Source organism: Dendrosporobacter quercicolus (assembly GCF_900104455.1).
GTDB lineage: Bacteria > Bacillota > Negativicutes > DSM-1736 > Dendrosporobacteraceae > Dendrosporobacter > Dendrosporobacter quercicolus.
Map to the genome: position 1 here is coordinate 50,263 of NZ_FNHB01000001.1, position 11,049 is coordinate 61,311.

The window sequence follows — 11,049 nt, forward strand, 5'->3', positions numbered from 1 at the left end:
ACTTGATGGATAAATACGGCTATACCTTGCAGGTTGCCGGCAATGCGGCGAAGAAAACGCAGAACCGTTATTATAAACGCGATCTGGAACTGATGACGGGGCACCAGCTCCGGGAAATCTGCCGGCGGGAAAAAATTATCCAGGGGGTGGTAAGCCCGCTGGACAAGGATGATCTGATTCGCGTAATTCTCCGCTATCGCGGTGCGGACGACAACCTTTTGATCAAAACGTATGACGAAGAAGGGTATGCAGCTCTGCAAACCGTGATTGCCAGGGTCCGGATTCACTACGAAACCGATATCCGGCCGGACTGCAGCGCTAAAATTGTTGTCTACGAAGGACTGGCCCTTGATTACTACGACAGGCTGACCATCAAATATCACGGGAAGCTGGCCGGAACAAACGCGCTGATCGTCAGCGCCGATTTTTGCCTGTGCGGCATCCTGAACATTGAGGCCAAGGGCGGCGGCAAAGACTTCCTGTACCTGACCAAAGCGGCCGGCCTGCCCTGCAGCGAAGCCCAAATCAAGAACTACAGCCTACTGTGCATGAACAAGGCGAATTCTGAGATGCTGCACCGCATTTACAGCGGTGACTACGCCTACATGCCGCAGCATCTGATCGTCTACCGCGTGCCCCTCTTAGACTTTATGGTGAAAAAACCGGTGGCGCTTACCATGCCGGTTGCAATTGATTTTGGCACCACGAGCACTACGGCCGGCGTCTATCTGGACAGCCTCTATTTCGAGCGTGCCGATATAACGCCGGGTCAGCTCGGCCTGCAGGAAAACGACGTTAATTACGCCGTTTTTTACGATACCACCCAGGGCTATCATGAGACGACGCTCCTGCCGAGCGTGGTCGGCGTCCTTACCATTGAGGGCGGGACGGAGCCGGAATACCTGTTTGGCTATGATGCCGTAAAACTGGCCAATTCCAGCTATATCGACGAAGGATTTTGCGTTTTCTACGACATCAAGCGCTGGATCGGCGATTACGAAAAAAGCGAGGAAATCATCGACAAGCAGGGAAGGCGCGCTTTTGTCAAACGCAAGGACATCTTGAAAGCGTATTTTGGCCATATTGTCCAGGCAATGAAGAACCGTTTTAAATGCGATATCCGGGCCGTGCACATCTCCAGTCCGGTCAAGCAGAAATACCTGTTTCAGGCGCTGTTCGCCGAAATACTGCCTGAATACACCGTGGAAAAGGAAGATATGCTCGATGAGGGCATCGCGGTGCTTTATAATACCATCTCTGAAATGATCGCGCAAAAAAGCGCCAGGGAAAATACGATCTACAAAGCGCTCATCATCGACTGCGGCGGCGGCACGACCGATCTATCCTCCTGCAGCTTCCGCGTCAGCACGCAGCGCGTTTCCTATAAAATCGATATCGAGACCGCCTATGAGAACGGCGATACCGACTTTGGCGGCAACAACCTGACCTTCCGCATCATGCAGCTGTTGAAAATAAGGCTGTTCAAAGCGCTGGCGCCGCAAAACCGGCAGGGACAGATTCCGGACATCAACGATTTGCTGAACACTTTTGATCTCGATGTGTTCCGGTATGTAGACGAATACGGCCCGCATAAGATTTACGAACAATTTGACAACGCCTACGACGCTGCCGAAGCGTTTTTGCCGACGAAATTCCGCGACTGGGAAAAACTCAGCCGTACCGACTACTACAAGGTGAAAAATAATTTCTATTTTCTTTTTTCTACCGCCGAGCGCATCAAAAAAGAATTCTACAACAAGGTCGGCACTCTGCGCGTCGGTCTGTCCTGCCATGAAAAAAATGAGCCGTCGGCTACCATGCTCTTTGTCGACCAATGGAAACTGACGGCAATGCAGGAAAAAGGACTCGTAACCGTCAAGGAATTCCCCGAAGTGTATTTCAGCATCTTTGATATCATGCTCATCCTGCGGGCCGATATTTACGGCGTTGTTCACAAGTTTATGGACGGAATGTACGCCAGTCACGAGCTTGATGAGTATACGCTGATCAAGCTCACCGGCCAGTCCTGCAAAATCGATATTTTCCGCGACGCGTTAAAAGAATTTGTACCAGGCAAGACCATCAAATTCAAACGTAAATCCGGCGATCTTACCGATGATTTTGAGCTGAAAATGACGTGCATCGACGGTGCATTAAAGTACCTCAAGGATAAAAAATACGGCTTTGCCGACGTCAGAATCACGAGCCGTACACCGGCGCTGCCGTATCTCATCACCGCCTACACGCATACGGGCAGCGAAATTGTTCTGATCCACGGACTGCAGAAAGGCAAAAACTGCGGCCATATCTCGCGCAATATGGACGATCTGACCCTGAAGCTCTATCTTAAGGACATGAACGAAAAAGTGCGCTACAATTTCACCTACGCCTGCACGCTGGGGGAATTCAGCGCGATGGCCTACGAAAAAATCCGCGAAGTGTACGGCGTCCATATTCCGCAGGACGACGTCGACAGCATTGTCGACCGCGAAGTGAAGTTCTTTGTCTGGACAGAATCGCGCCGCTGGGGCTTTCTCGTTTTGCCGGTCTATCGCGACGGCGAAATCCTGATGCTGGGCCGCTCGCAGTTTTTCAGCTTTGAAAGCGACGCCTGGGTGGAGAACTTTTTCGACGGGACGAAGTGACGACCAATCTGCAAGGAGGCGGTGGCGATGAAAAAAACAACCCAATGGATTGCGGCGCTCCTGGTGATGCCTGTCATTCTGGCCGCGCCGGGCAAAGCACAGGCGGAGAAAATCAGCCGGGACGACGTAAAGCCAATTGCCGTCGCCGGCGCAGCGGCGGAGGCGGCAGGAAAAATGAAACCCAAAGCCAAGCCGCCGGCGGCGCCCCAAGCGCCCAAGGTAGACATTCCGGGCGCAGCGCAGGAAAAACCGGCAAACAAAAAAGCAGCCCAAAAAGCGGCTAAGGAAAAAGCCGAAGCCGTCAGCCAGGCAGCCGAGGAGGCGTTTGAGCAAGTTGCGGCCATGGCCGAAGCCGGCGACATCCAGGCGCAGTATATTCTGGGGATCGCCTATTATACCGGCCGGCAGGCAGAACCGGACGAAAGAGCGGCGGTTGAATGGTGGCGCAGGGCCGCCATCGGCGGCCACCCGGACGCCGCCGCCTATCTGGGACTGGCCTATGCCGAGGGCTTCGGCGGCATGCCCCAAAACGGGACGGAAGCCGAACGGCGCTACCTGCGGGCCGAACAGGACGGCTCAGCATTAGCCAACGTGCTTTTAGGCATTGACGGCTACAGAAAAAATACGCCGGCGGACAAAGCTGCGGCTATAGAGCGCTTCCGTACGGCGGCAAAGCAGGGCAATACGCAGGCGAAAGGCTTTCTTCAAATGATTGAGCGCAGAGGGACGGATGCCAGACAGGACTTTGGCAAAAACCTCGACTGGAAAAAAGAATCAGGAAAGACGTCCTTGACGGATCTTTATACGCAGGCGGGTACGAATGCGTTCCAGGGGAATATCGCTGGGCAGGACTATACGGCCGCCGCCGGTTGGTGGGAACTGGCCGCCCAAGCGGATAATGCGGCGGCGCAGGCGCTGTTAGGAACGGCCTATTACACGGGGCGCGGTGTGGAGCAGGACGAAACAAAAGCGGTGGAGCTGTTTAAAACGGCGGCGGCCAAAAACGAGCCGCTGGCCCAGTATATGCTGGGCAAAGCCTATTTGGCCGGCAATGTGGTGCAGAGAAACAAGGAACTGGCGCTCAAGCTTTTCCGCGCGGCGGGCGAGGCCGGCATCGCGGATGCCAAGCGGCAGGCGGACTGGCTGGAGAGGGGATAGGATATGCGCATATTTGACGAAGAATTTGACATGCGAAGTTATGTACAAAAACGGTTGTTGGAAATCGATCATCTGGAAAGCCGCCGCGTTTTCAAATCCGTTGTCGAAGGATTGTTTCTCGAACTCTGGGACGAAATCGAGGCAGAGTACAAAGGCCTGGAGCGGCGTGTATTTGCAGAAGTGCCGATGCCGGTGGAGGGCCCCGCAATCATAACAAATATAATTGACCGCAGGCTCTATGACGTCACGGATGACTTTTTGCTGCCGATGCGGCCGGAAGACCTGCAGTCGCATCAAGTGGACACAGAGGCGCTTCTTAGCAGTCTCAATGAAAAGGCGCCATTTTTTCTCTATACGGTTTTTTTGCAGGCTGATCATCTGGAAGCCTGCAAATTCGACCGGCCCGAGCGGAAGTTCCGCGGCGTTATCAAGACGCGGCACAGCGAATATACCGGGCAGTTTCATGTTCGCCGCAACCTGGCGTACAGGCGGCAGATTGAAGATTTGTACCGGATATTCGAGCTGAACTACCTGCCCTGGCGCAGCGTCTGCGCGCCATATTTGTACAAATTGTTCGACGTATATATCGATGATATCGAAAATGGGAATGCCCGGGAAATGATTGAAGAAGCCGTAATCGATTTCGAGGAATATGCCCCGGCGATCCGTTACCACCAGGTGCCGCTGTGGAATCTGGAAACGATTTCCATACGTACAAGCACCTATCCGGAACCGTGTGTAGACAAAATCAATTACGAACACCGGATTTTCCGGCATAAATTTAGGGAAGGCGCGCGTTACCTGGTGACCAATCCAGATGTGCGTGTGGCCAACATCCGCTGGACCCAGGGCGATCTTCTGATTACCTGCCCGCTGGCCGATCCCGTTACCTGGGAAATGTACCAGTGCAATTCCCAGGTCAAGCACGCCTATCCCAACCGGCTGATGGGCAATGCCAAACAGGCGTCTTTCGCCGATACGCTCACGGGCGTGTTCCGGCAGCCGGTCAAGACCAAGCTGGAGCTGAGCCGGCTGATTCAGGCCTGCGGCTACGAAACAGATCTGGCATTTGCCGGCGTGGAACTGGTAGCCAGTTTCCCTGACAAAGAAACGTATATCGTCGACGACTTTATCCGGGACGAACTCAGGACAGGCGCCTGGGAGACGGCCATGCGGCTTGACTTTCAGCCTGCCGACTACGATTTTTACCTCAACCGGGATATCATGAGTTTTTTAGTGAGCGTAGTGCAGCGTCATTTTCCCGAATACGAATGCTGCGGCCGGCTGGTATAGGAGGGAGCGGCGTGAATTTTATCTGGGACATCGTTTTACAGGCCGGGGAGCAGGGCATGGACAAAGCCGATCTACTGTTTCAGCAGGCGGAAGAATTCAGTCCGTATTGCGAGCAGGCGTTTGCCTGCATCAATCAGGACCGGCTCGACGGTACCGCCGTCGAAATCAACGCGCTCTACCGGTTCAGCCATATTTTTCAGGAGCTGTTGCATCCGGAACTGCTGGCCCGGCCGGAAAACCGGAACCTTATCCAGTGCGTCGCCAGCTTTTTCGACGTCGTCGTGCATCTCTTAAGTGAAATCGACTTAAAGCACGGCCTCACCAAGCGGGAATATTTTGTCCGTCAACTCAGGGCGGAGCTTTTGAACGGCATTTACGGCCGGAAAGCGGCCGCGGCGGTAGCGATAATGGATCGGAACCTGCAGTTCTGCCTGGCCAATGAACTTTTAACTCAAATTCAAATAGGAACCAGCCTCAGGGTTTTCCGCCGGGCCGTCCGGACGGCGTTTACCGGCAGCCTGATCTATCAAAGCAATTATAACGGCAAAGAACTTTTGCTGTATCTTGGCGAAAAAGAAACAAAAGAAAAGGCGCAAATTATACAGTTCCTGCTCGACCTGTTTCTGCCCTTGGGCTTTTCGGCGCGGCTTTTCTGGGAAGTTCATTTTGGTATCATCGGCGTAGACGCCGTTATGCAGACTGACGCCATCGCACTGTTTTAGGGTAGCTTTTGAAAAAGGAGGCAAATGGCTAATGAATGGACAGATTTTCCCCCTCTTTGAACACGCGCATGTGCTGAGAACAGCCATGCTGACGGCACTGCGCGATTATGCTTACGAGTACGGGCGGCTCATCCACGAAGACTATAGCGACGGTATTGTCAGCGGCTGCCGCATAACGACAACGGCGGATACGATTATCTTAAACCGGGGTGTCATCCGCTATGCAGGCAACCTTTATCTGATCACGGAACCGCTGTCGCTTGCGTACTATCCCACAGACGAATGGACGGTCTTTATGCTGCAATTTAAAGACGAAGCCAGAAGAGACGGCTATATTTACCGCGAGGTGGAAACCATGCTGACAGACCGGCTGGAACGCAGTCAGGCCCAAATAGAGCTATGCCGTTTTAAACTGCAGCGCGGCGCCAGGCTCCGGATGAACTATGTGGATTTTGCGGACCGCAATACGGAATTCGACACAGTCAATACCATTTACGCGCCCTTTGCCGCCTGCGGGACAAGCTCACTGTCGCCGGGCATCACCCGCGCCTTTGCCAGGGAAGCGGCTGCGTACGCGATGGACCCTGTCGATACGGCGTTTTGCCTGCAGGCCCTGAACGCCAGGGAGGCGCTGAGTCGGGAGGCCCTCCTGTTCTATACGGCAACCCGGCTGCAAAAAGAAATTGCCGAATGCGGCAATCCGGCGATTTTTGAAGCACTGCTCACCATCCTGAACCGGATTAAGAGCAATGGCGAACGTGAGCTTTCCCGCGCGGCGCGCCAAAGACGCCAGGTCATTGTGGACTGATAAAGGAGGCGGGAACGAATGGAAAAGGATGAAAGCATATTGGAACTGAAAAACAACGCGAAAGCAGCCGCGGCCCGGGCCCACGCCGATGAGACTGTCGACCGCGAGCTGCAGCAAAGTATTTATGATGAAGCTGTCGATATCTTCGGACACCTGACCGCATTTGCCGACAGGGAACTGCTGGACGGCAAAATCTCAATACGGATTCCCACCGACTTTATTGCCCTGGATGCGGATGTCGTACAGGCGCTGTTTCCGTTAGGCAACCGGCCGCAATTGGTCATGGGCAATGAACCGCTGTATTTTATGCTGGGTTTTAACCACACCCGGCATCCTGTGCCCGAAGAGCAAATCAAGGAATTTCCCAAGCTGGCCCGCGGCCTGCTGGAAAAAGGCGGCCCGCAGGTAAAAGTGGTCAAAACCGAAACCATTCATTGCGGCGGCCGGCAGGTGGCAAAAATGCATTTTATCAGTCAGACGCTGGAGGGCGCGCTGTACAACATCATGTTCTATGCCAACGTCGACGCCCGGCTGCTGATCGGCTTTGTCAATTTTCGCTACCAGGACAGCAAGCGGCTGGAGCCGCTTGCCGAGGAGATCATTGCATCCTACCGAATTTTGGTGAATAGGGAGTGAACGCAGCGTGAGCATCATCCACAGCACCATTCAGGTCGAAGGCTTTCCCTTTACCCGGATCAAAGAACTGTACATTTCGCACCATCCTAACGAGCATGGTCTAATCACGATTGTCGGCGAAATTACGCCGGAAGACGCCAAAGACTGCGAGCAGCGGGCCGATGAAACCACCGCGCTCACCGTGACCGCTTCGGTTGGCAAAGAAACACTAACCCTGTTTAAAGGCGGCGTACAAAACCTGTCGGTGACCAACGAAGCCGGCTACAGCCTGCTGACCGTTCATGGCATTACCTCCAGTTTTTTACAGGACATCAAAAAAATATCACGCACCTATCAGAACGGCGGCAAAACCTATGAACAGATACTCAACCAAGCGTACGCCGGCAACGGGAGCGTCGAGCTGACCATAACCGATCAGGCCACCGGCGCGCTTATCATGCAAATGGATGAGACCAACTGGGAGTTCACCAAACGCATGGCTTCCCGCTTTAACGTGCCGGTTTTCGCCAGCATCACCGCACCTAAGCCGATGGTATTCGTCGGCCTGCCGCCGGTGGCCAACACCAAGGAAATTACCACCACCTCCTTTCTCCACGGCAAAGAAGACGATGCGTATAACCGGGTTACCGCAAACGACATGCCAGGCGGCGGCGAGGCACTGCGGCAGGATTTCTCCGCCTTGATCGCCCGGTCCTATGACTATGTCTACCTTGGCGACATCATCTCCATCAACGGCAGCGAGTGCCGCGTCAAGAAAGTAGAAGCCCGCCTCGTCGACGGCATTCTGGAAATGGAGTACCTCCTGGCCGGGAAAACCGGTTTTGTCGCGCCGCACGTGTCCAATGCCGCCTGCGCCGGCCGGGTTTTGATCGGTCAGGTCAAAGACGTGAAACGCGATACCGTCAAAGTGCATCTTTTAGAAATCGACAAAGAGTACGACGGCAGCGGCGACTGGTGGTTCCCCTATTCGACCGCCTACTCCAGCAACGACGGCAGCGGCTGGTATTGCATGCCGGAAATCGGCGACTACGTGCGCATTATGTTTCCTTCCAAAAATGAAGCGGACGGCTTTGCCGCCAGTTCGATCAACACGGCGCCGCTGGCCAACCCGCGCCATAAAAGCCTTAAAGCCCCCAGCGGCAAGGAGCTGCTGATGACTGACAGCGGCCTGTATATCATCTGCCAGCACCAAAAAATCTTCATCGATTTGACTCAGGACGACGGCATTAAGATCGTATCTTCGGAGAATATCGTCGTGGAATCAGAAGCTAATGTGACCGTACAGGCGAAGAAAGACATCCAGGTGCTGGCAAAGGAGCAAATCCTGCTGCAATCGGGCGAGTCGTTTATCAATATGCTGCCAAACCAGATCACCCTGGCAGCCAAGGATGTCATCATTACCTGAGCGAAGGAGGCGGAACAGATGAGGGATTTTGTCGCCGCGTTCCAGGAGGAACGCTATGCTCCGCTGGCGCGCCGGCTGCTGGCTGACACCCTGCGGGATATGGAGAATGGAACTGCCGCCGCGTCCTGCACCGTTGCCGTGGCCGGCGCGGTTGACCAGGCGGCGCGGCTGCAGCAGCACGGCCTGCCGCCGGTAGCATATCTGACCATGGCGGCGATGTACACCAGCGTCTACTTTGGCGAGCCCAAACTGCGTCTTGATTTTTACAGCGAGCAATGGCTTGCGGCAGAGCCGGTTTACAGCGAATACATAGACGCCGCCTGGCTGTTCGTTCATTGGCAGGAGCACGAAGACGCCATGACGGAGGCGGCCAAAGGGCAGCGGGCCTGGGTGCGGCCGGCGCATCTGGAGAGCATGCGCTGGCAATCCTTCCGGCTGCTGGCCTACGGCCTGTACACGCGGCTGAAATACTGGCTGCAGTCGCCGGCGATAGGGGCGGCCCTTTGCGCTCTGCGCCGTACCGATGAATTCTATATCCTGTTTGGTGAGTATCAGGACTGGCAGGGCGCGGTTTACGCCCTTCTGACGCCCATTGACATTTTCAATCGCAGCAGCGATGACTCTTTACGCTTTCGGGTTTATGAAAAATGCCGCTATAGCAAAAAGAAGTTTGCCCAGCTTGATTTAAGCGGCAGCCGGTTCCGGGACTGCAGCTTCGAAGACTGCAGCTTTGAGGAGGTTGATTTGAGCGACGTAACCTTTGTCGGCTGTCGTTTTGACCGCAGCCTGTTCAGCCGGGTCCGGCTGCCTGGCGCGCTGTTTCTGGACACGCGGTTCAGTGAAGTCCGCTTCCGGGACGTGCTGGCCGCGCCGCTGTGCCGGGCGTATGAAAAAAACGACGCCTATCGCCACTTGGAATTCGCCGGCTGCGCGCTGGCGGCGGTAAGTCTGGCAGACTGCCGTTTTCCCGGCGCTTTGCTGACAGATTGTCTGCTGACCCAAATCGAAATCGAAGGCGGCGACTATACGGATTCCAATTTCCAGGAATTTGCCGTCGCCCGGATGAAGGAAGGCGGGGAGGAATAAATATGGAACGCGAATATTTCCGGCTGATACAAAGCAAGACCGCCTCCAATCCTATCGTCATCCAAGCCATTGACAGAGAACATTATCCCTATAAAATGAACCAGAGCGCCTTTGCCGCGCTGGAGGACCTGATTGTCGCTTACTATCAGCCGGATATGGGGCTGGAAATCTGCGATATCCTGCAGTCGCCCTGCTTTATGATCGCCAACCGGTTCCGGGACCTGTTTGCGCTCCTGGAGCCGGAACTCCGGTTCAAGGGCATCCAGCTCTACCCGCTGGATTTTGATGCCGCGGCCGGCCTCAAATCACCGGCGCCGCTATACTGGATTCCTGACATTGAACCAACCTGGTGCCTGCATCCGGCGGCCCGGATCTATGATACCGGCATAATTGAGGAACTTGTCGTCAAAGAAAACGCGGTCCGGCATAAACATATCCTGAAGGTAGCCGGGCTGGTCGAAGAAATCTGGCTCGTATCGCTGACGGCAGCCGAATGCATTTTGCGTCGCAGACCGCTGGCGGCGGGTCTGGAACGAGTGAAAGTGAGGGAATAACAATGTCGACAACCGCATCAGGGCCTGCCTATACTCCCCGGGGGACCAAATGCAAATGCAGCAAGGGCAGCTCGCCCAATATCCTAAATCTGCCTGAAGATCATGGCGTGGCCTATACGCCGGGCATGGAGCCGTTGTTGAACGCCAACGATCACGTGCCGGGCCGGCACATTCTCAAATTCGGTTTTTGCGCGGCGATGCGCTTGCCCTGCGCGCCTGTGACGCCGCTGGCCTGGATCAACGTCAATAAGAAGCATATCCTTGAAGGAGCGCCGGCACTGACGGAACAAAGCAAGCTCACCTGCGTCAAAGGCGGCGTGATCTCCATTATACCGGTCAACGCCGGAAGCGCTCAAATCGGCGAACGCAACCAAGCTGACGGCGACAAAGTGGAGACCATCGCTTCCGCTGTGGAGGCGGTAAATCCGTAGTGTTTTGGGCAGTCCAAACGAAAAGGAAGTGGAATTGCTATGCCGGTGAAAAATAAAGGCAACATTAATAGTATAGGGATAAATAAAGAAACTGGTGTGGTTATATCAGCTATATCAGATCTTAATTGTAAAATGAATATGACCATTTGATCATGCTTCAGAAATAAATACATATTTTCTTCAGTTATTTGGATTTTCCTAGTATCGGACATAGGATTGTGGCTGGAATTGCAGATGGGATTGGGTATATTGTTTACCCTTTTATAGCGTTATTCTTAGTTGCAATGTCAACCGATTCTGGAAATATAGAA

10 protein-coding genes are annotated in these 11,049 nt (G+C 54.3%); all 10 read left to right on the forward strand.

Annotated features, from left to right (window positions below; genetic code table 11):
* Nucleotides 1-5: 5 nt before the first annotated feature.
* From BLR06_RS00245 to BLR06_RS00290, 10 genes are read left to right on the forward strand one after another with little or no spacing between them, the layout of a single operon-like run.
* The gene (locus tag BLR06_RS00245; RefSeq protein WP_092067127.1) at nt 6-2,645 is read left to right on the forward strand and encodes an acetate and sugar kinases/Hsc70/actin family protein; all 2,640 of its coding nucleotides are present in this window, start codon (nt 6-8) and stop codon (nt 2,643-2,645) included.
* Nucleotides 2,646-2,672: 27 nt separating this feature from the next.
* A complete protein-coding gene (locus tag BLR06_RS00250) occupies nt 2,673-3,803 on the forward strand; it encodes a tetratricopeptide repeat protein (protein WP_092067129.1) in 1,131 nt (376 codons plus the stop codon).
* Nucleotides 3,804-3,806: 3 nt separating this feature from the next.
* Nucleotides 3,807-5,096, forward strand: coding sequence for a hypothetical protein (locus BLR06_RS00255; protein WP_092067131.1), 1,290 nt, complete (start codon nt 3,807-3,809; stop codon nt 5,094-5,096).
* An 11-nt stretch (nt 5,097-5,107) separates the two neighbouring features.
* The gene (locus BLR06_RS19875) at nt 5,108-5,818 is read left to right on the forward strand and encodes a hypothetical protein (RefSeq protein WP_092067133.1); all 711 of its coding nucleotides are present in this window, start codon (nt 5,108-5,110) and stop codon (nt 5,816-5,818) included.
* Between the two features lie 31 nt (nt 5,819-5,849).
* Nucleotides 5,850-6,626, forward strand: a complete 777-nt coding sequence (locus BLR06_RS00265) for a hypothetical protein (RefSeq protein ID WP_092067135.1) — start codon at nt 5,850-5,852, stop codon at nt 6,624-6,626.
* Between the two features lie 18 nt (nt 6,627-6,644).
* Entirely contained in the window at nt 6,645-7,262 is a 618-nt protein-coding gene (locus BLR06_RS00270; protein ID WP_092067137.1) for a hypothetical protein, read from the forward strand.
* Nucleotides 7,263-7,269: 7 nt separating this feature from the next.
* The gene (locus tag BLR06_RS00275) at nt 7,270-8,667 is read left to right on the forward strand and encodes a hypothetical protein (RefSeq protein ID WP_092067139.1); all 1,398 of its coding nucleotides are present in this window, start codon (nt 7,270-7,272) and stop codon (nt 8,665-8,667) included.
* 18 nt (nt 8,668-8,685) lie between these two features.
* Nucleotides 8,686-9,753 (forward strand): pentapeptide repeat-containing protein, encoded by a 1,068-nt coding sequence (locus BLR06_RS00280; protein ID WP_092067141.1) that lies wholly within the window; start codon nt 8,686-8,688, stop codon nt 9,751-9,753.
* 2 nt (nt 9,754-9,755) lie between these two features.
* On the forward strand, nt 9,756-10,307 hold the full coding sequence (locus BLR06_RS00285) for a hypothetical protein (RefSeq protein WP_092067143.1): 552 nt from the start codon (nt 9,756-9,758) through the stop codon (nt 10,305-10,307).
* Between the two features lie 2 nt (nt 10,308-10,309).
* Complete coding sequence (locus BLR06_RS00290; RefSeq protein WP_245697970.1) at nt 10,310-10,738, forward strand: DUF4280 domain-containing protein; 429 nt, start codon at nt 10,310-10,312, stop codon at nt 10,736-10,738.
* The last annotated feature ends 311 nt before the right edge of the window (nt 10,739-11,049 follow it).

What these genes read in the sequence shown, in the direction of transcription:
- BLR06_RS00245 (WP_092067127.1), top strand. Translation starts at nt 6, where the DNA reads ATGGATAAATACGGCTATACCTTGCAGGTTGCCGGCAATGCGGCGAAG.
- BLR06_RS00265 (WP_092067135.1), top strand. Translation starts at nt 5,850, where the DNA reads ATGAATGGACAGATTTTCCCCCTCTTTGAACACGCGCATGTGCTGAGA.
- BLR06_RS00280 (WP_092067141.1), top strand. Translation starts at nt 8,686, where the DNA reads ATGAGGGATTTTGTCGCCGCGTTCCAGGAGGAACGCTATGCTCCGCTG.
- BLR06_RS00250 (WP_092067129.1), top strand. Translation starts at nt 2,673, where the DNA reads ATGAAAAAAACAACCCAATGGATTGCGGCGCTCCTGGTGATGCCTGTC.
- BLR06_RS00255 (WP_092067131.1), top strand. Translation starts at nt 3,807, where the DNA reads ATGCGCATATTTGACGAAGAATTTGACATGCGAAGTTATGTACAAAAA.
- BLR06_RS00290 (WP_245697970.1), top strand. Translation starts at nt 10,310, where the DNA reads ATGTCGACAACCGCATCAGGGCCTGCCTATACTCCCCGGGGGACCAAA.
- BLR06_RS00285 (WP_092067143.1), top strand. Translation starts at nt 9,756, where the DNA reads ATGGAACGCGAATATTTCCGGCTGATACAAAGCAAGACCGCCTCCAAT.
- BLR06_RS00270 (WP_092067137.1), top strand. Translation starts at nt 6,645, where the DNA reads ATGGAAAAGGATGAAAGCATATTGGAACTGAAAAACAACGCGAAAGCA.